General features: G+C 31.4%; 13 protein-coding genes. 3 read left to right on the forward strand and 10 right to left on the reverse strand.

Translation table 11 applies throughout. From position 1 onward, the window contains the following. Positions 1-93: 93 nt before the first annotated feature. The 6 genes from MBBTH_RS02945 to MBBTH_RS10855 all read right to left on the reverse strand — a co-directional run bounded on the left by MBBTH_RS02945 (position 94) and on the right by MBBTH_RS10855 (position 15,503). Positions 94-1,140, reverse strand: coding sequence for a hypothetical protein (locus MBBTH_RS02945; protein WP_116591555.1), 1,047 nt, complete (start codon positions 1,138-1,140; stop codon positions 94-96). 253 nt (positions 1,141-1,393) lie between these two features. Further along, the gene (locus MBBTH_RS02950; protein ID WP_116591556.1) at positions 1,394-6,826 is read right to left on the reverse strand and encodes an Ig-like domain repeat protein; all 5,433 of its coding nucleotides are present in this window, start codon (positions 6,824-6,826) and stop codon (positions 1,394-1,396) included. A 40-nt stretch (positions 6,827-6,866) separates the two neighbouring features. Next, entirely contained in the window at positions 6,867-9,872 is a 3,006-nt protein-coding gene (locus MBBTH_RS02955; protein ID WP_116591557.1) for an Ig-like domain-containing protein, read from the reverse strand. A gap of 108 nt (positions 9,873-9,980) precedes the next feature. Further along, on the reverse strand, positions 9,981-12,689 hold the full coding sequence (locus tag MBBTH_RS02960; RefSeq protein WP_116591558.1) for an Ig-like domain-containing protein: 2,709 nt from the start codon (positions 12,687-12,689) through the stop codon (positions 9,981-9,983). Between the two features lie 18 nt (positions 12,690-12,707). Then, complete coding sequence (locus MBBTH_RS02965) at positions 12,708-14,300, reverse strand: hypothetical protein (protein WP_116591559.1); 1,593 nt, start codon at positions 14,298-14,300, stop codon at positions 12,708-12,710. A gap of 1,029 nt (positions 14,301-15,329) precedes the next feature. Continuing rightward, positions 15,330-15,503 carry a hypothetical protein gene (locus tag MBBTH_RS10855; protein ID WP_165814013.1) on the reverse strand — a complete coding sequence of 58 codons (174 nt, stop codon included), beginning with the start codon at positions 15,501-15,503 and terminating at the stop codon, positions 15,330-15,332. Between the two features lie 198 nt (positions 15,504-15,701). Between MBBTH_RS10855 and rhuM the strand changes: the two genes are divergently transcribed. Together rhuM and MBBTH_RS10860 are read left to right on the forward strand one after the other, a co-directional pair. Then, on the forward strand, positions 15,702-16,733 hold the full coding sequence (gene rhuM / locus MBBTH_RS02970; protein WP_116591560.1) for a RhuM family protein: 1,032 nt from the start codon (positions 15,702-15,704) through the stop codon (positions 16,731-16,733). Positions 16,734-16,938: 205 nt separating this feature from the next. Further along, positions 16,939-17,085: a hypothetical protein gene (locus MBBTH_RS10860; protein WP_165814014.1), complete on the forward strand. Its 147-nt coding sequence runs from the start codon at positions 16,939-16,941 to the stop codon at positions 17,083-17,085. Positions 17,086-18,177: 1,092 nt separating this feature from the next. Here MBBTH_RS10860 and MBBTH_RS02980 read toward each other — a convergent pair. After that, positions 18,178-19,128 (reverse strand): CDK-activating kinase assembly factor MAT1, encoded by a 951-nt coding sequence (locus MBBTH_RS02980; RefSeq protein ID WP_116591562.1) that lies wholly within the window; start codon positions 19,126-19,128, stop codon positions 18,178-18,180. Between the two features lie 246 nt (positions 19,129-19,374). On the opposite strand from MBBTH_RS02980, the gene MBBTH_RS02985 reads away from it, so the two are divergent. Continuing rightward, positions 19,375-20,580, forward strand: a complete 1,206-nt coding sequence (locus tag MBBTH_RS02985) for a transposase (protein ID WP_116591563.1) — start codon at positions 19,375-19,377, stop codon at positions 20,578-20,580. Between the two features lie 350 nt (positions 20,581-20,930). On the opposite strand, the gene MBBTH_RS10865 is transcribed toward MBBTH_RS02985, so the two are convergent. The 3 genes from MBBTH_RS10865 to MBBTH_RS10870 all read right to left on the reverse strand — a co-directional run bounded on the left by MBBTH_RS10865 (position 20,931) and on the right by MBBTH_RS10870 (position 22,841). Next, on the reverse strand, positions 20,931-21,080 hold the full coding sequence (locus MBBTH_RS10865) for a hypothetical protein (RefSeq protein WP_165814015.1): 150 nt from the start codon (positions 21,078-21,080) through the stop codon (positions 20,931-20,933). A gap of 220 nt (positions 21,081-21,300) precedes the next feature. After that, positions 21,301-22,488, reverse strand: coding sequence for an AAA family ATPase (locus tag MBBTH_RS02990; protein ID WP_243409635.1), 1,188 nt, complete (start codon positions 22,486-22,488; stop codon positions 21,301-21,303). Between the two features lie 194 nt (positions 22,489-22,682). Beyond that, the gene (locus MBBTH_RS10870) at positions 22,683-22,841 is read right to left on the reverse strand and encodes a hypothetical protein (protein WP_165814016.1); all 159 of its coding nucleotides are present in this window, start codon (positions 22,839-22,841) and stop codon (positions 22,683-22,685) included. Positions 22,842-22,923: the final 82 nt, after the last annotated feature.

Genomic DNA, 22,923 nt, shown 5'->3' on the forward strand with positions numbered 1-22,923 from the left:
AATGAAAATTAAAAATCTATAAGATTAATTTTATATCTTTTAATATATATTACTTTTTGGAAAATCATATGGTTTATACAATCAAAAGGTTTTTTAAAGAGGCCTCGATACTATCCTAACCTTTCCATTGATCACCTTCCAGTCATATCTGTGGTAAAGGGATATGTTGTTCATTGCCCTAATGTATTCAAGCTTTAAAAACTCGGGATTGTCCTTGTAATAGCTTTCCCTGGTTTTGCTCTTTCCACGGCCGTGAAGCATGTCGACGCTGTCCATTGCCAAGAGATTGCCGTCAAGAGATCCCTGGCTCAAATATGTTGAGTTGAACTTCCTGAGCATGTGGGGACGGAGCCTTGCAAAGCCGCCGGCCTGACCGAATCCAAGATAGTCATTTAGAAGCTTGAACTTGTAGTTTACATGATTGAGATTATACTTCAAAAGGGGAGCGTCCAAATCAAAATCCTTCTCTTTGAGTTTGACTCTGGCAATCTCCTTGACGCATTCTGGGTTGAGGAAAGTGTAGTATGGCTTGTCGGTCTTTTGTCTTGTAAGGCTGCATGTGCAGACCGCATCATCCATCGCCGCAAGCCTCCTCAGGGCCTTCGGGAATGTGCCGGTTTTGTGGTATTCATAGGTTCCCCTGAAAAATAGGGAGTTTGTCATCGACTTGGCCTCTGCCCTTGATGAGCCTGATGAAATCATCACCAGAATCCAGAGCCTTAGTTGGTCGTCTGCAAACTCTAAAGCAAGCCTCAGCTCATCCTTGGTTGGAATGTCTTCAAAGGCTATGATGTCGTTTTTTGGAATGTTTTTTGTGTTCAGTGGCGGAATGAAGGGCAGGTAGACACGGTTGTAATGGTAGAAGGTCTTTATTTTTGAAACCGAATTGTTGATTGTGTTTGGCATGTGAGTCTTTGAGAGGAAATTCCGGTAAGAAACTATCCTGTCATAGATTTTTAGCCTGTTTTCTGGAATGCGGTTTTCCTGTTCCATGATTGCTTCTTTTAAAAGTTCGGACAGGCTCATGTCATGGAAGCTGCAGTATCCCTTAAAGACTGCACGGTATGACTTGACTGAACTTTCGCTGTGGCCAGCCTTTAGATGAAACTCGCTGATTAAATCCTCATCGTTTCTATACATATATAATACACCTCGCCAGCCAAATGAAAAATCCATATGAGAGATAGAGAGGCGAAAAATATCATTGGAAAAAAGAGTCGCTTTTGAATATATGTTTTAAATGAAATGTCGCTTCATTATTTTATGTTTAATTTTGAAGCATCTAATTTAATTGGTTGGGGAAATAATTATATTCAGTGATGATGTGAAAAGCAGGTTTCGATATTGTAGCATATATCGTGAAAAATAAAAAAGAGTAGGAATCATTAAATTCCTACTTGACCATTAAAGATTTCTTTATGCTGTCCTTTTGATAGGTTACAGTGTATGTGTATTTCTTGGCCTTCTTGAGTTTTTTAAGGATTGACTTGCTTAGCTTGAAAGTTGCAACTCCCTTCTTGTTTGTTTTCGCTTTCAAGGTCTTTTTGTTGATTTTAAGCTTTAGAGTCTTGCCTTTGAGGTACTTGTTGTTGACTTTTTTTAGGGTCACTTTTATTTTTGCAGTTTTAGCTGACTTTTTGACTTTCAGGTTTTTGGCTTGAAGGATGCTTTTAACTGTCACTGTGTTTTTGGTTGCTTTATTGTTGTATGTAGCCTTGATAGTGTACTTGCCCGGTTTTGCTGTGATTTTGAAAGTTGCAATACCGTTTTTATCTGTATTTATTTTATAGTTGGCACCGTTGAAGTTTATTATAATTGTTTTACCGGCCAATGGAGCATTGTTTTGTGTTAGCTTAACCTTATAGTAGGAATTGCTTGTGTATAAGACAGTTATGTCGCTTCCTTTAATGATTGTGTTAGGAACGACAGGTTCATCCGGAGTGACCGGAACACTTTTAGCCTTAACTGTGAAAGTTACAACCTTACTTGTTTTGTCGAATTTTAAATCACCTGGATAAGTCACATTGACAGTGTAAGTTCCGGCAGGCAAATCAGAAATTGCCTTAACGATAGTGCCGTTACCGGTTTCAAATGAATAAACAACACCATTTAATTTGAATGACACATTACCTGTTGTTTGATTGTTGATTTTAATGGTGATTATGACTTCCTCACCTTCACTAGCATTTGTGGCAGACACTTCCAAACCGGAATCATCTAAACTAAGATGACTTAAGGCAAACAGCTTGTTGTCTTCACTGGTAACATAGATGACTCCATCTTTATTGATGATTGGAGTTCCGGTGATTTTGGATTCCAAATCTGATTTCCATAAAACCTTGCCATTTGAATCGATGCAATAGAATAGATTGTCACAGCCAAATAATAGATTATTATTTCCATCGATTAAAATGCCTGAAGTGATTTTAGAATCAAATATCAAAGTTTCCTCACTGGTAAACAAATCATAACTATACAGACTGCCGTCACCATTAGTTGCATACAATAAATTCAATTCATTGTTGATGAGCAATTTATCACCAGCCCCTCCGGTGATTGGAATCTTACTGCCTGATTGTGACCCGTCAATGGTATATGCAATAATGGAATTGCCTAAAATGGTATAAACGATATTGCCGTCACCGATGACCGGACGAACATTTTTAAAGTTACCTGTTTTAATTGAATTTGACAAACCTGTTTTTGCATCAAAAATCATGAGATTGCCTTCACCTAAAACAACAAACATGTCACTATTTACTGTTGGAGCCGCAATAGGCTTGACATTACCCAAACTTATTTGAGTAGGATGACCACCATTTTCCCAAATCTTAAAAGGAGTGATGACCAGATTATAGCCCTGACCTTCAAACTGATACTCGCTAACGGTATAGATATTTGCATTGGCATCTATAACAGGCACGAATATACTGGATGCCTGATAGATATTTGAACTTCCATATTTCTCACCGGTTGTCTGGTTAACCAAATCCAAGTTATTCCTAATCAGGTATATTGTGTCTCCGGCTCTTGGTGAGATGATTACATCACGACCAATGGCCAAACCTGAAAAATTACCTATACGACCGTCAGAGTGATAAATCCATCTTAAACTGCCTTCACCATCATAAGAATAGATACCGTTAACCGTAGCCAAATAAAGATTGCCTTCACTGTCAACCACAATATTTGCAATGACAGTGCTGTTGATTTGATCTGTCCAAGCGACAAAACCAGTAGACGAACTGACATGATCAGTTTTTTGACTGTTTTGGGTATCAACACCATCATTCATCCACTGAGGAGACGGATACTCGAAAACGGTAAATGAAGTGGAATTTTCAACAGTGAAATAATTATTTCCCTCAAATACTGCAGTTATTGTGTAATTTCCAACTTCCAAATCAGGAATGGTGTAGGATACCTCACCGGACATCGGAATGGACAATACAACACCATCAATTGTGAAATTACCCTGTGTCCTTAAGGGAACCTTAATCATGATAACTGCATCATGGCCAATGTAGATGTCTTCAGAAGATATATCGAAAGTGAAATTATTCTTGAATATGGTCATGTTAGTGGTGATTGTCCTGTTGAAGTATGTATCATCTCCACTGTAGAATATTGTAACTTCCCTATTTATTCCTGCATCGGCACCATAAAGATAAATCCTTGAGTGGCCATTTATGACTTCAGATGAATTGGTAATGTCATCGATACTGGCTGTAACATAACCATTTGCACCGTCATTTACTCTTACATCAATAATTGCCGCTTCACCATAATTGCTGTCAGCAATTGAAGCTGTAATAGTCGGATTTATATTGTCCACTTCAAGGAAATAGGAACATTGGCTAGGAAGATTCCTATTATCGCCCATATAATATGCAGTAATCAGATAATCACCACGGCCAACGTTTTTAAAGATATACTTGGCTTCTACATTTTTCAATGTTAATATTTCCCCTACAATATCATTGATTGTCAGGTTGACATAACCTGTTGTTCCGCGTGATGTGGTGACTGTTATTTCTATATCCTCGCCAACATTAACGCTGCCGATACTGATTTGAGTTGCTGAATCATATTTTGCGACATTGACACTGGATTCGATTATTTGAGAGAGATATTTCCCATTGCCGTTATAGTTAACAGTGATATTGTAATCGCCAGCTTCCAAATATCTGAAAGTGAATGTGACACCATTTGTCAATGGTTTGGTAGTGGTTTCACTTCCGACAGTAACGGAAATGTCACCACCAATGTCTTTTGGTGCGCTAACCTTGATTATCAAATCATCATTATACCTAATATCGGAAAATTTAATAGATAAATTTGGAGAGGATTTTAAAAACCTGAACGGCAAATCAATCAAAACATTATTGTAACTTGCAGTCAAAACACTATCCTCCAAACCTAATTGAGTGTAAACGATTTTATCAGTATAATCGATTGTATTTTTATTTACCGAAGCATTTAAAGCATTAGTTAGTAAATTAAATTTGATTAAATCATTATATTTATTTACTTTGTTGTTTTCAAATAGATATATACCAAATTGCACAACACATGACTGACCAATTTCCAAAGCATTTTTACCAGTTGTAACATTTAAAATCAACCAATTATTAATATTTAAATCAGCAGGTTTAGAAATATTGTTTAAAGTATTTCCCCACCAGTTATAATCCAAATCAACACTATCCAAGTTATTATCAATTATTTGAGTGTTATTTAGCAAAATGGAATTTTTAATAGTTGTAAAACCGTTATTGTAGATTATCAAGTTATTGTTTGTGAAAATGGATTTAGTAATATTTACTTTATCAGCATCAATAAGCTTTGATGCAGCATTATTGTTAAAAATACATTTATCCACAATTAGATTGCCATTGACTTGTCTGATAAATGATTCACATATTATAGAATCTATTTTGATTTTTTTTAGAGTGAAATTTTCTGCATTAATCATGAATGATGTGGAATTAGTTAAAGTTGCATTTCCTTCACCTTTAATAAGCAAGTCATAATCAATTTGTAAATTTTCCTCGCTATAATTTCCATCCATAACTAGTATGCTCTGACAACCGTTTGCAAGTTCCAAAGCCCTTTTAATAGTATTTACAGGAGTATCTCTTGAAATACCATTATTGCTGTCATTACCATTGCTTTTTGAAACAAAGATATACTCCCGAGTACTAACTAGATATACGGAATTGGATTTCTGATTAGAGATGGTTGGAATTACATAAACCTCACAGGTATCCAACTCATCAAAATCAATGGTGAAAATCCTTGAATCAACGGTTTTAACATATTCATTATTAATATAAACCTCATAACTTGTCTTATCTAAAATATCAACATCATAATAACTTGGATTAGATAAAGTGCATGACACTTCTAATGTGGCCTGATCTTTACCATCATTGATTTTTGTTAATGTTAAAGATGAGAATGGAATAGAATTTCCATAAAAATAATTATTCTCTATGTTTGCAGTTGAACCTGAAACACGAACAATTAATGTATTTCCATTACGTGTATGATTAATGAATGAATTATTAGTTATAATAACAGTAGGAGAGCCATATTCTCCTGCTGCAATAGCACATATGGCAGTACCAATAGATGCTGAATTAGCAATGAAAATAGTATCATGAACTTCAAGAGACCCCTCATCCATAAAAGAAATAGCACCACCACGACCAGTACCGGTAGTGGACAAACTATCTAAACCCCAACAATTGTTAGCATTATTTTCAAATAAACATTTTTCAATATAAATATGAGGATTTGATTGATAAGCACAAGCACCTATAGCTCCACCACCATTATTAGTAGTACAATTGTTACCTATAAAAACAGTATTGTAGATTTGTAAGTAACTGTAAGTGTATAATGCTCCACCGTTCCATCCTGCAACATTATAAGTGAAATTAGAATCATAAATAGTAGTATTCCCACCATTATGAGTATGTATTGCTCCTGCCCACCAATAAGCACGATTTCGATAGAAAGTAGAATTATAAACTTCCAAAATACCGCAGTTATTTATACAACCTGGTTCTGTTGTTGCATAATTTCCTTCAAAATAACAATCTGTGACAATCATTTTAACCCTTTTAAGATTATCTGGATCATAAACACTAACACAACCATAACCTGTAGTACAATTAATAAAAGAACAATTTTCCAAAGTTGCAGTGCCTTGTCTGAGGTAAACTATTGATGCATGACCAAAATCAACATTTATATTCAAAAAATTACAATTCTTAATTATACTATTATATTTACCTCCCATCTGAATAAACAAACCATCAGGACTACTTAACGTATTAATCCATTTAAAAGTAATATTTTCTAAATAGACACTGGATTTATATCCATTTGGCACTACAATGGCCGTGTAACGAATTGTAGATGGGTTGGGAGATTTGTCTCCAATATATGATCCATTTCCTCCAATGATTCTCACATTATTATAAACTTTAATTTGATAATTAGAGTCACTTGTTTTTGTTGGGTAGAAATTAGTATTGTCCTTTAATTTTAAGGTATAGTCTTTATCTTTAAGTGAACAATAATATTGTAATTCATCCCAATTACTTACCTCAATTACATCTGATTCACTATCTTGAAGAACTTCATGCGAAGAATCTGTAATTATTTTCTCCTGACTTAAAACATCATTTGAAATTATTGGAGTATCATCTGATACAGTATTGTTTACATTATCAATATCTTCAGCTGATACAGTGCTAATTCCAACAATTAGCAGCAATAATCCAATAATAACTAATGATTTTATTCTGAAATTCATTATTTTCACATCCTTATAATAGAAAATTTAAAGTCATATTCTATTTTTTCACGGTTATTTTTTTGGTTGCGATATCTTTTAAGTAATTAACTTTATATGAGTATTTTTTACCTGTTTTTAGTTTTTTAATAATTTTTTTATTAATTTTAAAAGTAGCAACACCTTTTTTATTAGTTTTTGCAGTATATTTTTTGCCTTTGAATGTTAAGGTAATTTTTTTACCTTTTAGGTATTTGCCATTGACTTTTTTCAGTGATACTTTAATTTTAAGTGTTTTTGCTGATTTTTTAACTTTCAAGTTTTTAGAATTAATTATGCTGTTTACTTTAACTTTATTTGTTATTTTCACTCCCCGATATTCACAGGTTACTGTGTATTTATTGGATTTAGGTGATAAATCGATTTTAACGCTAGCATATCCATTATTGTCTGTTACTGCAGTTATCTGTTTACCATTTATTGTGAATGTAACCGTTTTTCCAATCACCGGATTGCCACTGGCAGTAACATAAACCCTATACTTAAAACCACTTGTATAAAGCATGTTAACATCATTTGCTTTCAATTCAGGTTTGGGAACTGAAAACATTACATCAGCACTGATAGGATTATATCTATCATTCCCAGAATAAGTTACTGTGGCTTTATAATTGTCTGGAATTAGATTGTTTATTTTTAAAGTAGCAAATCCGCCAATTAATCCTATTGTATGTTGTTTATTGTTGATTTTGACAGTTATGTTTCCTGTTGCATTGATTGGTAGGTTAATTGTGAAAAGTGGTGTAGTATGATTAGTTACACTTATTTTCATTTCATTTGACGAGATATTCCATTTTAAAACTGTTACATTAATAATTTTAGATGAAGAGTGATAGTTATTGTCTCCAGAGTAAGTTATGTTGATTTTGTTTACTCCAGAACGAGTACTTGAGAGATTAATTACATTTAATGTATCAGTTATATTAATCTGATAGTTTTCTTCATTGATTTTTATTAAAATTTTTCCAGTACTATTTTGAGACAGATTAATTTTGATTGTGAAATTCTCTTCAATTTTAACAGTACTTGAAGTGATATTAATATCCATTGAAGGTATGAGCTTAGCTACATCGACTGTTATTTTTCTGGTTTGGGCATCCCACCAATTATCACCAGAATACTTAATGTATACTGTATTTAATCCCCCGATAAGTAAATTGGATATGTCAACAATATTTGAAGCATTCACTTCATTTATTGTCTTATTTTTATCGTTGACAGAAATGGTAATATTTCCAGTGGCATTGTTTGGCAGAGTTATGTTAATGTTGATTTTTTCAAAAACACAAGGATTTGCTGGTGTTGTGATATTCATTTTAGGATTGATTCTGTTTACTGTTATTTTATCAAATTTGGTTTGATTGATGTATTTTTTATTACCTGAATAGAATATTTTAATGTCGTTGTTTCCACCAGTAAGTAAATCTAAAATATCAATATTTATATTTCCTCCAAAGCATTCTTGAGTTTTGTTTTTATCTCCAACAAAAACAGTAATATTTCCGGTTTCATCATTTTCTAATAAAATAGTGATTATGATATTTTTATCATCTACATTTGCATCTGCAGGAGTCTGAATAATTAATTCTTTATCAAGTTGAGATATCACCCATTCAACAGTATTCTGACCATATACATGAGTTATATTATCTATTAATTTTACATCGACTGAGTATACTCCTGCAAGTAATTCATCAGGAACTGTAAAATTAAATGAAGTATAATTATTTACTTGATATTCATAAGTTTTATTGTTTACAGAAATATATACTACACCTTGACTGGATTTTGGTAGAATTATAGTGATGTTTTGATTATCCCCATAAATAATATGCTCTGTAATAATTTGAATATCATTTTTAAAATCTAAAAAAATATCTTCAGAATCCAATGTAACTTCAATGTGATTATCCTTAGATTCACTTTTATAAATTACTTTGAATGCACCATTTACTAATGTAGTGTTTTTAGGTAAGTTACCAGTTTTAGATGAAAACTTAACAGTCAAAGGATACAATTTTTCAATTCCATAAGTAGTGCCGTCATCCCATGTTAATTTACCTTCTATTTCAAATGTATTATTTCCAAGGTAGTTTTCCCATGATGAAAATATTGCATGTTTATTTACTGACCATAATTGTTTTTTGAGATATACACCATTGTCATCAACAGGAGTATATGAAATATAATTTGAATAAACATTTTGACCCAGCCATACATTATTAAATGTAATATTACTATGAATACTGTAATGTTGAGAATTTCCTAAATATAATCCAGATGAAATTGTACAATAATTAAACTCCATTTCAATAATATCCCAAGAGAATATAAAACCTAAACTATTATAACTGCCTAAAAAATTACAATAGTTAAATTTTCTATTAAATAGAGTTGAAAACATGTATGGAGATTCTCTAAAATTTATAAATGAACAATTATTAAATATTCCTAGATTAGATCCTCCCATAAATACATAAAAATGTCTATCCATATTTGAAACACTGCAATTTGATCCATCAAAAATAATATTATTAAAAGTAAAATTAGCTAAAGATGATGCTAAACCAAAAGACGCATAACATCCTGGTGAATTTCTTAAATTTTTAATAATTACTTCTCCTATTCCATTAATAATTAAATTACTTGTGTTAAATTTTAAATCTGAGTTTAAATAATATATTCCATTACAGACATTTATTTCTACTTTTTCTTCTCCACTTAAATTATTGCATGCAAGTTCAAATGATTCAAATGGATTTTCTAGTGTCCCATTTCCACCATCACATGTTTTATTTTCCCCAACATAAATTACTCGAGAATCATTATCTCCAGATAACAATTCTTGATTTTCTGTGTTTTCGAACCCTACATCATCAGTAATTTCAGTCATACCAATTTGTGTTATCATGTCATTTAAGGTTTCATTGTCTGCTGCTGAAACAACAGCGACCGAAAGTATACTTGAAATCACTAAAACTAGAATGAATAATTTTTTAATATCCATGATTCTGATTTCCCTCCTTTTTTGATTTTGAGTGATTATAAAAATAATTATTATGATAAACGGAAAAAAAATAAAAGAAAAAATAGAGAAAAAATGTTTTAATTTCCTCTATTTTTTAATGGTTATTTTTACTTTTTTGGTTGCTGCTTTGTAGTTTGCATTGCCTTTGAATTTTATTGTTGCAGTGTATTTTCCTTTTTTGGTCAGTTTTTTGATTTTAAAGGTTGCTTTACCTTTAGCATTGGTTTTTGCCTTATAGGTTTTTTTACCAATTTTAATGGTAACTTGTACCTTTTTAACTGCTTTGCCCGCTTTGGTTTTTAAAGTTATTGTGTATTTTTTAACTTTAGTTTTAGTTTTGAAAGTTTTCTTTTTAGCGACTATTTTAGTTGCTTGTTTTACTTTTTTATTTGAAGCAGGTGTTTTTGCTGGTTCTTTAACTGTTACTGTCGAATTTTGTGAGAAACCAGCATAATTATCATCACCAGAATATGATATAACTACATCATGTTTACCTGCAGACAATTCAGGGATTGTTATAGTGGCACTACCATTAGTAAGGTTAACAACACTGATAATTTCATCATCAACTGTTAGGGTAATGTTACCTGTTGCATTTTCTGGTAATTTGATAGTGGTTGTGGTTGCTTTTCCAGCAGTTATCTCAGGAATAGTAATCTCAGTTTTAATATCCTCTTTTACAACAACTGTAGCAGTAGTACTAGAACCATTATATAATTCATCACCAGCATAGCTAATAGTTGCAACATAAGTATTTGGATCTAAAGTAGAAATATCAATACTTACTTTACCATCAGTACTGGTATTTAGATTTTCATTAATTTTACCAACAACAATGTTAATTGTTTTATTAGCTAAAGGATTACCATTATCATCAGTTAAAGTAACAACCAAATCTTTAGCAACTTTATAATCAGTAGTTACATTAGTTGCAGTGAGTTTAGTTGATTTAAGAGATGCATTAACATTCTCAATAATACTATTTGATTCATATTGTACATTGTCATTATAAGTGATGTTTATTACATTGTTTCCAGCTACAAAACCACCTATAGTTAATGTTGTTGTATTTCCACTTACAGGTGCAGTAAACTTTTTAGTATTTACATGAACTATTATTGTTCCGTTTGCATCATCAGGTAATGTAATTGTTAAAGTCTTTTCATCACCAACAAATACATCTCCAATTGAACTAACTTTAAAAGTATAATCTTTTAGACCATTAATAGTAATTTTAGTAATGTTAAATCCAAAATCATTTTCTTCTACAGAATAATAATATGAATCAACCATTTTTTCAGCATGATGACTTTTATCTTTTACAAAAGTTACAACAACATCATGAGTTCCTTTAGATAGTTTTTCTTCAATAGGGATTATTGTAACATTTTTGTCATCCAAATAATCAGAATAAGTTTTATCATTAACTGTTACATAAACTGTACCTTTAACATTATTAGGAAAAGATACGGTAATATTCTGATTGCCTCCATAATCAATAGTTGGAGAATCTGAGCTAAAATCAACATTACTGGTTAATTTGATTATTTGTTGATCTAACATGACTGTAATTTCATGATTAGGATTTTCAGAAGTGTAGTTAACTTTAAAAGTACCATTTTCTAAAATAACTGTTTTAGGAATTTCTCCATTATCTGCAGATAAATAAACAAGCATTGGACCTAATTTATCAATATTGTCATTAGTTTTATCATCCCACATTAATTTTCCAATGATTTCATATTTATTATCCCCTAAATAATTTTCAGAAATGTCTAAAATTGCATATCTATTAAATGTAACAAACTTATTACCAGAATAACCTCCACTAACAAAATAATGAGGAGAATTCCATTGATAGTCATAAAAAGCACTTGTTTCCATATAATTATCGCCCAACCAACAGCTATCAAATAGTACTTCTGGACGATATACAGTCATGAATCCCATCGAAGGTGATTCAAAACCGAAATCAGCAAATTTTGCTGAAAAAACACAATAATTAAATGTTAGATTCCAAAATGAGTTCATATCATCAATACAACGAACTATACTGGAGAATGTTCCATTTTTAGAACTTATAAACTTACAATTATTAAATTGATAATTTACTGAACTAAATGGAATTGTGCCCCCACCATCATATGGTAAGAGATTTGATTCATCATAATCTGCAAAAGTACAATTGTTTAGTATTATTTCTGCTGAACCCCCAAATTCGTTTAGAACAAAAGGTGTAAGTCCTATGAGATACATATCATTATAATTTAACCCGGATGCATTAAAAATAACATTAGTCATTGAAAATTTATTGGAAGAAGCAAATGCTTGCATCTTATCACGATACATATGTTTTATCACTACAGAATTACCCAATCCCACAATGTTTAAATCAGAAGTATTAAATTTTAATGTATCTCCCAAGAAATATGTTCCATCATAAATATTTACAGTTACTTTAGATTTTTCTCCACCATCATTTGCATTTTCACATGCTAAATCTAATGTTGCAAAAGGATCATCTTCAGTCCCCTTTCCATTAAAAGTGGAATTAATTCCAACATAAATAGTAACCTCTTCCGAAGAAGTAGTTTGGATATCTGAAGAGATTTCAAGAGATTCTTTATGATTTTCATTATCGTCAACACTTATTTCATCATTTAAAATAGTTTGGATACTATCTGAATCATCATCAAGAGCAAGATCGGTGGAATTTGAATCAAAAGCTGAAACAACACTAAATGAACTGAATATTAAAATAAAAATCAATAATAAGAGTAATTTTTTAAAATCCATATTTTCACCTTTATGAAATTAACTATTATTGCCTTTATTATTACCAGTTCCTGTCATGTATACTGCATTATTCCCATGGGACTGTTTTGCAGTTAAAACATTATAACTAACATTACTGTTAGTGACATTATTTAAATAAACTGCAAAAGGACTGTGAGGTGCTCTGACAGTATTATTGGTTATATTGAATTTATGGTCGCCACTTGTAGGTTGACAGTAACTTATTCCAAATATATAATAACCATTATAAGGTCCTGCAACATTTGTTACATCAATTGTGTTACCAGTTACAGTTGCATAACTATCTTGTAATTCCATACCCGATACTAAAGCCCAATTATTGAAACCTGCTCTACCAGTAACATTAATTTTATTATTTTTAACAGTAATGCTAGTTTGACCTTGACTGTTTTGAGAATAAATACCTAAATTAGGACCATTATTAATAGTTGTAATATTATTATTTGAAATCATCACTCCAGTATGTGGACCAGTCAATTGTATACCATAAGCTGCACCAGTACCATTTACAGTAAGGTTACCGCTTTTACTTTTCAAATCAATATTGTTATTATCAATTAATACATTATTACATCTGTAAATATCAACAGCATACAAGAAATTTGCTTCTTCCACACTAGAAACATTATCTCTTACATAAATTTTATTTCCAGTTACATTACTATTATCTGATTTAACAATGATTAATGCACTTAAAGTAGGATAATCACCAGTACGAAGATTAGCTGTTGCATTTAAATTGTTATTTGCAAAGTTGAAACTGTCACAACTTTCCACTGCAACTCCTGCAACCATATCAAAATCAATAGTTGGGAATTTTGTTTCATAATCAGTATAATTCACATCTTTTAAAGGCACAGAAACTATAATTGTATTTCCAACCATATTATTTTTTGATCCACCTTTAACTTTTACAGCATAGTTGTAGTTTGAAGGGTTTGCAAATGTATCTAAATAATAAATTGTATTGTTTGTGATTTCTGCATAATTTGCATTCAATAACGCCATTGCATAGAAATCCTTGTTTTCAGGTGCAGTAACATTAATTGTTACATCACTTACATTAATATGACTTGATGAAACTGTTAAAACTGAACCTGTTGTAACATTAGGATTAGTAATGAATGTTCCACCTTTAAATACAATATTTGAAGTTACAAAATCAAAACCAATATTATTAAATATAGCGTTTGTTGCATCGATTTCAATATTGCTGTTTATCTTGAAGTTTCCGAAAGTTTTATTACTAAAGTTTCCAACAAAGGTTAAATCATGATTTGTAAACATGTACCCTGTTGAAGTATCAAAACAAGCACTGTAATTTCCATCTGTAATGATTACGGAATTAGTACTTTGCCTTAAATTACCTTCATCGACGTAATTATCAGCTGAATCATCAATCACCTCATCAGCAACTTCTTCAACTGTATCATCGATTGCTACATCATCAACAACATCAGTAACTTCATCTATTGCAATGTCATCACTAACGTCATTGACACTGTCTATGTCAGTTGCACTTACTGCACTTACGCAGCAAACAAGCATAACCAACATACTTATAATCAATAATTTATTAACTTTTCCCATTTTAACAGCTCACTGTTTACCAATATCTTTTTACAAAAATTTTTTAAAAATTTGTAAAAATTATCGGTTTTTTACAAAAACGAGTCCCATTCATTCGCCAAATTCTGAGAGATTGTATTAATCTCTCAGATTTTGAAGCTTAATGTGAACCCTTTTGATTAATCCTTAAGCTAATTAATATAAACTTGAACTAACTTAAAGATTATGTTAGTACAGACAAGTTTAATATCCATACATATAATATTATATGTGTCTTATTAATATATACTTTCTCATTAATCAATTGTATTTGAATTTAGTAAATTTGTCCAATCGTGATTTTCAAGCGAATTTTCCTAAAACTGAAAATCAGCAATACTTAAAACGGATTTCAAAAAGAGACAAGTTAAAATAAAATGCATTCAGATATTCTAGAAAAGAATTATTGTCACCATCCAACTCAAATGCCTGAGTGAAAAATCAACTACACTGGTGTTGGTACCAGCTGCAAAAAATCACCATATGATCCGCCATTTGACACCACTCAAATAGTGCCATTTTAATCAACCGATCTAAAATCAAATAAAAAGCTTTGATTTACTAATTATTAAAGCATAGCTTCTGATTTACCAACATTCCAATTTTTAAAGCCCCATTTTAAAATCAGCCAAAAATCATCACAAAAAAATAAGCGCCATCAAATGTTTACAACCTATAAAATCAAAAACGGTAAAACCTAAAATGTTAAAAACAAAAAACAAAAAACGAACAATCGAGATATAACCAAAATACAAGTTCTCAAAACTGATTAAGGAATTTAAGAAAACAATCAACTATTAAATGAAGGCCATATCATCTGAGAGATTAATACAATCCCTCAGATGCAGCTTTTCTCAATCGAGTGATTGAATGAAGATTTTTTTCGGAAAAATTATAATGAAGTGGAAATATTATAACTTTATCCAACAATTTTGAAATTAAATAAGATCTGTAAAATAACACATATCTTACAATTCTACTTTTTTGCCCTTTTAGTATAAATAGCTACCCTTATTTTAAAAGTGGGGATTGCCATGAGAAAAATTGACTGACATTTTCAAACATTGATAAAACCAAAAGAGCTTTGTGCATGGCCACCAGCATCTGGAGGCACATCAAGTTTTCGTTTAAGAATTTCATACCCCCTGCGTCTTGATCAGGATACTTCTTGTCATAGAGCATCATGCCTTTTATAAACTGGAGAATAGCAATCCGGTGACACTTGAAATTCTTTAAGGAGTTTAGGTTTTAGTGGTTGATATTTAAGATACCGGCATTGATAATTATATATGCAAAAAATTACTTTTCAACTGCTCTCTCTAATCTTTTATATACATTATAAACCTACTTATTATTATATCAATTAGACGCAGGAGCTTGAATATGAATAATGAAATTGTAAAAACATTATTGTATACCAGTGAGGATGGAGCAGTAGCCATAAATGTAATTATTGATTCTGAAAATGACACAATGTGGACTACACAAAAAACCATGGCAGAATTGTTCGGTAAAAATATCAAAACCATAAGCAAACATTTAACTAATATTTTTGAGTCCGAAGAGTTGGTAAAATCAGAAGTTACCTTCAATCCGAACGATTCCACTAATAGTGGAATCGTTATTATAAATCCCGATGCGAAGACACAGCCAATATTATACAACCTTGATGCCATAATCTCAGTCGGCTATCGTGTAAACAGCAAACAGGCAACACACTTTCGCAGATGGGCGACAGGCGTGCTTAAGGAGTATATTGTAAAAGGTTTTGCACTGGATGACGAGTTATTAAAAAAAGGCACAAGATTCGGGAAAGATTACTTTGACCACTTGCTTTCAAGAATCCGTGAAATACGTGCTTCAGAGAGAAGATTCAATCAAAAAATCACTGATTTGTATGCGACAAGCGCCGATTACAATCTGGATGCCGATGAAACAAAAGACTTCTTTGCCACAGTGCAGAACATGCTCCTATTTGCCATAACCGGCCAGACCGCCGCTGAAATCATAAAATCCCGAAGCAATAAAAACAAGCTTAACATGGGCCTGACAACATGGGAAGATGCACCTCATGGAAAAATCCTGCAGGCAGATGTGGTAATATCAAAAAACTACTTAAACGAAATGGAACTGGATTCATTAAATACTCTGGTTGACGGTTTTTTAACATTGGCAGAAACAAGGGCAAATTCCCAAAAACCAACATTCATGAAAGACTGGAAAACATTGCTTTACGGATATCTTGAATTAAGCCAACTGCCACTACTTGAAGGAAAAGGTAAAGTTTCAGCTGTTGAAGCCAAAGTCCATGCGATTAATGAGTATAAGGAATTTAGAATAGATCAGGATAGAAATTATGAATCTGATTTTGATAACCTGATTAAGTCCATTAAACGACTGGAAGGTAAAAAATAATACATATCTGGAGAATACTCCTCCCCAGATACTTTTGAAATTCTTTAATGAGTTAGGTTTTAGTGGGCACGACTTATATGTAATTTCTGGAAAATTGAGAGATATTTATAAAATATGCTCTTTAAAGACATGATTATGCATAATTATTTAAATGAGCATCTAACAAAAATGAGATTATAGACTAAGCATTTTAAGAGGTGATTTCATGGCAAGACCAATCGCTAAAACTCCAATCTTTGAAGGTAAAGATGCAGTTGCTGTTTTAAAAGAAATGAAAGAAACACCCACAAAGGAAGATGAAGAGTTTTCAAAAGAAATCAGAAATCAGAGAATTGTTTTATTCTCAAGATAATATTTTTTTTCTAAACTCAATGAAAAAATCCTTTTAATCATGAACTGAATCTTGATTGTTTTTCCTGCCAATCTAAATGAAACGATTTTTTTATCAAAAATCCCGGCAATTGGGAAAAATCAGTCAATATGCCTGATTTTATCAATTGAGTATTTTTTTCTAATTTTTCAATGAAATATTTAAATGAATTATTCCTTTTGGTTGCCAAATCAAAATCAAATGATTTAGAAATTTCTTTCATTAAATCAATGCGAGAGTCAATACGACTATATATAAACATATCATTATATAATGAATTCACTGGAAAATCTTTTTTAAATGCTCATAGACAGCCCAGCTAAAAAATAACTGATTGCATGATGTGAAACTAAATTTTTCAAATGATTGTTAATTAAAATTTCTCAATGTCACTATTATGAATCCAATCACAGTACTTTTCAATAGCTACACTAACAATGACATCAATAATATGTATGTTACAACATACAAAATCCAACTATCCTAACATGAAAAAGGCCTATAAACTGTAATATATAAGCCCATCGAGTTGACTGTGGAAAATTAATTATGAACGGCAGAAGCCATCAATATGACTACTTTTGAAAAATATTTGATTCCCCACAATACCAAAGTAGAAACTAATCATAAGTAGGCATTAATGCAAAAAAACAATTTATAATATTCTATATCAAGTTATCTTCATTCTTTGAGTCCGCATGACCCCGTATAATCACAGGGACACTCGAATATAAGACAACAGCCATGATAAAACCATTTACAAAACATATTATTCATTCCTCTAATCTAATTTATTACATTAATACTTAATAATATTACTGATTTGTTCCTAATCAGCATTCATGAAAAATAAGCTGTCCATCTCTGAGGGACTGTTGCGACGAATGAAATGAGTCGCAATGGATATAGGAAGAAATAATTAATATTGTCAGATTTTAAGAACCGACCGTTTACCGGTCGGTTCGAGGGTTAAGTTTTGTTAATTTCAAGGGAAAGCAAAAACACTTCCCCTCAAATATAAACAACGAGCAAATAAATGAAAGTATAGCTCCAGTGCAAAAGACACCTTCACAGCTATATTTTGGTTCTGTTAAATCCCATATCCTTCAATATCCTATTGTATTCCTCACGGGTTGTAAATGAAGGAGCGTTTTCATCTCCGGCAGATCCGGTTTCACCAATATCGCTTGAGTTTTGAGGGTTGCGTCCGCCCGGAGTTGAAATGTCATTGGTGGCTTCAATTTTTATTCTTCTCTCGGCCAGCTTCTCCATAAGCTCCATGTCAACGTCCCCAGTGAGTAGCTTATCTATAATCTCCTTGTCCTGTGCGTTTTCATTATAGTTGAAATTATATTTTGCTTCGTACTCCTTTATTTTCCTTTCGTTTTCATGTTTTCTAAGTTCAGACAGCTCCTTTAGGATATCCTCCTTATTGTTTATGAATTCCTTGTTTTCCTCTATGGATTTTTTTATCTTGTCATACTTTTTGGATTCCTTTTTTAAGGTGGTTATCTCATCCTGCAGCTTTCCGATTTCCGCATCCTTTCCCTTGAGTTTTTCAAGCAAAAGATTGGTTGTCACATTTGCGTCCTGGTTTTCAACTTCAGGAGGCTCAGGATTTGCGGTTTCACCGGCCTCTCCAGTCTCACCAGTTATTTCAGAATTCAGCAAAGTCATTTTTCTTGGGTTTTTGGTTACGCCAACATCTATTAAGCTCATAGTATCAATTCCAAATGAATCTCCGTTATCTTTCAGTAAAACATCAACTTTAGGTGACAGGCCTTTGCCCTTCATGTCAAGCTCATCCGGAAGGTCAATGAACAGCTTTCCCTTATCCTCTTCAAACACGATATTGTTTCCAATGCCTATGTAGACCTTGTCGTGCTCTGAGGTTAAAGGGATTCCTCCACGGTAGTTTTCAGCAATCTGTCTTAAATCATCACTTGTCCATTTGACAGGTTTGTTGAGACGCCTGTCCAGATCCGAATAGTCATACAGTCCGACTTCAAAAAGTTCATGTTTCATGTTATCACATTTTATTATAATATTTATTATATAATTTATTACTTATTTTATATTAACTTTTATTATATTTTTTGTGTGATAGTAGAGGAAAATGAGTCTGTAAAATTTTATAGGCTTTTTTAAAATTTAATTTTTTACACTTGAAGTTTCACTTCGATGAAAATTCATTCTAATTTTTCTTTAATTTTAATATAAATTGTTAAAAAATAGTAAATTACTTAAATAAGTGAGGACAAATAATAATTTATGACCAAACAAATCGTATCTGCCCTCAATAGTAATATAGACTTTATACAACTTAAACTTTACGATTTTTCTGATGAAAAAATTGATCAAGAAAAAATCATTTCAGAAAGACTAAATAAAAGTCCTAAAATTGAAAATACAAATCAAAAGCTATTTTTAGATGAAAATAATACTTTTAAATATGATAATCCTATTTGTCCAGTTTGTGGAAGTCATAAAATAATTAAAAAAGGCACTATAACAAAAAACAAACAAAATATCAATGGAAAAACCACAGAATTTAAAGAACAGCAATATCAGTGCAAAAAATGTGGAAAAAAATTTGGAATATACAATAATCCATTAATTGGTGAACATAAACAATTTTTACAAGAAATAATAGATAAAATTCCAGGAATAATGAAAATAGGATACCAATCACTTCGTAAAATAAGTAAATACTTTGAAATATTTCTTGGAATTCGAATATCTCACCAAACAATCAAGAACTGGTCCAACAAAAATCATGAAGAAACAATCAATAATGAAGAATTTGAATATTCTGGCTACTATTTGTATGATGAGCAATTTTTAAGACTTAATGGAGTTAGACATTACAGATTAACTTTATTTGATGCAATACTTAATATTCCGGTCTCAGAAAGAATAGTTCGCCGCAGAATACCGAAAAATACTAAAAAATTTATCTTAGATTCAACGGTATATAAACCATTTATATGCTTAACAACTGATTTATTTCCTATGTATCGTAACATAGCTGATGAAATAGGTGTTAATCATCAATTATGCACATTTCATTTGTTTCAAACAATACATCACAAATTAAAAGTGTATTGCAGAAGAAACAAGATTAATGGAAAAGAAAGAGATTATATCTATGAAAACGCGCAGGAATTAAAAGATTGTTTTAGACAAAACTCAACAAAAGAAGCAATAGAAAAATTTAAACAATATTTACAAAATTATATGGCCATACCAGTAGTATTAAAAGATTTTATAAGAAAACACATCATAAATCACTTTCACAGATATGTACAGCACTTAGATGATGAAAATATTGAAAGAACATCCAATAAAGTCGAAAATTACTACAGACAAACCAATCCAGAAATAATTAAGAAATTATACAAGACTAAAAATGGAATTCTAACATTTTTAGACTACCAAATGGAAAATTGGACCGAAAAACATCTAAAAATAAAATAAGCCTATAAAATTTTACAGACTCAGGAAAATATTAAAAAAAATAAGTTGTTAAATTAATTTTAATCTCAAAAAATGTTTTAAAAATTATGAATCAGAAAAAATATCATGAATTTTTAGACATGATAAAAAAAAATAAAGTTGTAAAAATAGCATATGGAAAATTACAATCATTTTTATGAATTATTGAAGAACCCATATATCACCTAATTCGCCCCTCGTCGAGACAAGGATATACAGGTGAAACTTTCCCATGAAAATTTTTACCTTCAAATAAACTATGCCAGTAAGATATCTCGATCCGTTTTAATAAAAAATGAAAATAATCTATGTACAATTAAAAAAAAAAGAAGTTAATGAATATATTTAATCTTTTTAAATACTTCATCAGCTCTTTTTAATGATTCTACCTCTTTTGGTGTTGACGGAGAATTTAATTTTTCAATGAATCTTTTTGCATCGATACCATCTAATGTTGGTGTAGCATTAACTTTACTTGCCATGATTTACATCCTCCATATTTTAACTATTATATTAAATAGTATATTGCACTTTATTTTTAATGCTTAATAAGATTAGTGTTTTGTTATTTAAGCTAATGATTTAGTAAAAACATATGTTAAACTAACTTTAAAATCAGCAGTTCACTTTTTTCATCTTTAGAAAACCCCTCATATCTAATCAAATATAGATTGAAAAAATAAATAATGAAAATCAGTTAAGTTATAAAGGATAGAAACCATTGGTTTCATACTTGGTTTTCAACCATCTTTCAAGCATCTTGTCTGCAAGGACAAATTTCCTTTCACGATTGAATTCGATTATTCCCTGATTGGAAAGTGAATCTATGAATCTTGTTATGCTGGATTTCGCATAACCCAGCTCATTGTCCAAATCTGCCCTATTTGATCCTTCATGCTCCAGAAGATATATTATGAAATCCTTTTCTCCTTCGCTTAACCTCCCCCAAACATAAATCCACATCATAGCGACCTGGTCAATGTTGAACTTGAGAGTTTGTTTGATGATTTCCTCATCACATATTGTGTTGTTAGGCAGAACTGATGAGAGACTATTTATATACAGAGGGATTCCTCGTGTGCATGCGTAAAATCTTTCGAATCCCTCATTTGTGAATTTTAAGTTATTTGATTTTTCCTCGATGTATCTTCTTGTCTCGTCAGCTGTGAACGGCTCGATATTTATCTGTATCAATCTTCCTCCGAATGCTCCTTCCTGACCGTTGATCATGTTGATTATATCTGAAGTTTTTGAAACGGAACCTGTGAAGACATAACCTACATTGAACTGCTTTTGAACAAAGCTTCTGATTAGCCAAAAGAATGCATCAGGTTTTTTAACGTTTTTTAATAGTTGGAACTCATCGATTACTATTATATATCCTTTTATGTCTTTTGACTCATCAACGATTTTTTGGGGAAGCTCCATTACAAATTTGGAAAGCTTGTCATAATTGTCATGGATTACTGGAATCGGTATGTCCATTATATTCGCATCTCCCGGAAAATCATAATTTTTCAATTGCAGTCTTTTGACATGTCCGGTTATCTTATCAATCCATTTTTTGTATGATTTCTTGTCTTTAGACATTGTTTCGTTTATGGAATTCAAGATTTCCTTAAGCACCTTCTCCTCGGTGAGGTTTCCCTTTTGCCTTCCGACAATTTCGGATATGTCAATGAATGAGGTCAGTATGTCCTCGCTTTGGTCATTCAATACCTTTTTAAGAAGAAATGTCTTGCCCACACCACGATATCCTGTAATCAACAGTTGAGGGGGAATATCTAATCGGACCGTTGACAGCTGAGTATTTATCATGTTGATATCCTTCACCCTGTTGAAAAAGTATTTGTCTATATCCTTCGGCATTGAAACCGGCATTATCTTCATTTTTAAACAACCCCATATAATTTTTTTAATTGGACATGTTCCTTAATATCGAACATATTCTATTTTATAAAACATGATATTTAAAATTATTGAATAATAACTGTTCGATTGAATCGAACATGTTCTATTAAATCGAAAATTTTATTCATAACTATTTGATTAGACATGTTCCATCAAATCGGCAAATGACACATTTAATGCGTATTCATTGCAATGTCAGCTGAAAGAGCAATCTGTAATGTAACAACATCAACATCCTTATCTCCAAACTCGCATCCAAGCTTGTCAAGAAATTCCTCTCTTAAAAAATCATTAATATTCAATCCATAAGCTTTTGTTGAAGCGCATTCCATTTCATTACAACCTCTTTTTAGAAAAAAATCTTGATTATATAACTGCATCAAATTCTTTTCATCACATGCAGAGATAATAAAT

The sequence above is a fragment of the Methanobrevibacter thaueri genome, from assembly GCF_003111625.1.
Taxonomy (GTDB): domain Archaea; phylum Methanobacteriota; class Methanobacteria; order Methanobacteriales; family Methanobacteriaceae; genus Methanocatella; species Methanocatella thaueri.

Coding starts and splice junctions, on each gene's coding strand:
- MBBTH_RS02945 (WP_116591555.1), bottom strand. CDS start 1,140: ATGTATAGAAACGATGAGGATTTAATCAGCGAGTTTCATCTAAAGGCT.
- MBBTH_RS02950 (WP_116591556.1), bottom strand. CDS start 6,826: ATGAATTTCAGAATAAAATCATTAGTTATTATTGGATTATTGCTGCTA.
- MBBTH_RS02955 (WP_116591557.1), bottom strand. CDS start 9,872: ATGGATATTAAAAAATTATTCATTCTAGTTTTAGTGATTTCAAGTATA.
- MBBTH_RS02960 (WP_116591558.1), bottom strand. CDS start 12,689: ATGGATTTTAAAAAATTACTCTTATTATTGATTTTTATTTTAATATTC.
- MBBTH_RS02965 (WP_116591559.1), bottom strand. CDS start 14,300: ATGGGAAAAGTTAATAAATTATTGATTATAAGTATGTTGGTTATGCTT.
- MBBTH_RS10855 (WP_165814013.1), bottom strand. CDS start 15,503: ATGATGCTCTATGACAAGAAGTATCCTGATCAAGACGCAGGGGGTATG.
- rhuM (WP_116591560.1), top strand. CDS start 15,702: ATGAATAATGAAATTGTAAAAACATTATTGTATACCAGTGAGGATGGA.
- MBBTH_RS10860 (WP_165814014.1), top strand. CDS start 16,939: ATGGCAAGACCAATCGCTAAAACTCCAATCTTTGAAGGTAAAGATGCA.
- MBBTH_RS02980 (WP_116591562.1), bottom strand. CDS start 19,128: ATGAAACATGAACTTTTTGAAGTCGGACTGTATGACTATTCGGATCTG.
- MBBTH_RS02985 (WP_116591563.1), top strand. CDS start 19,375: ATGACCAAACAAATCGTATCTGCCCTCAATAGTAATATAGACTTTATA.
- MBBTH_RS10865 (WP_165814015.1), bottom strand. CDS start 21,080: ATGGCAAGTAAAGTTAATGCTACACCAACATTAGATGGTATCGATGCA.
- MBBTH_RS02990 (WP_243409635.1), bottom strand. CDS start 22,488: ATGAAGATAATGCCGGTTTCAATGCCGAAGGATATAGACAAATACTTT.
- MBBTH_RS10870 (WP_165814016.1), bottom strand. CDS start 22,841: ATGGAATGCGCTTCAACAAAAGCTTATGGATTGAATATTAATGATTTT.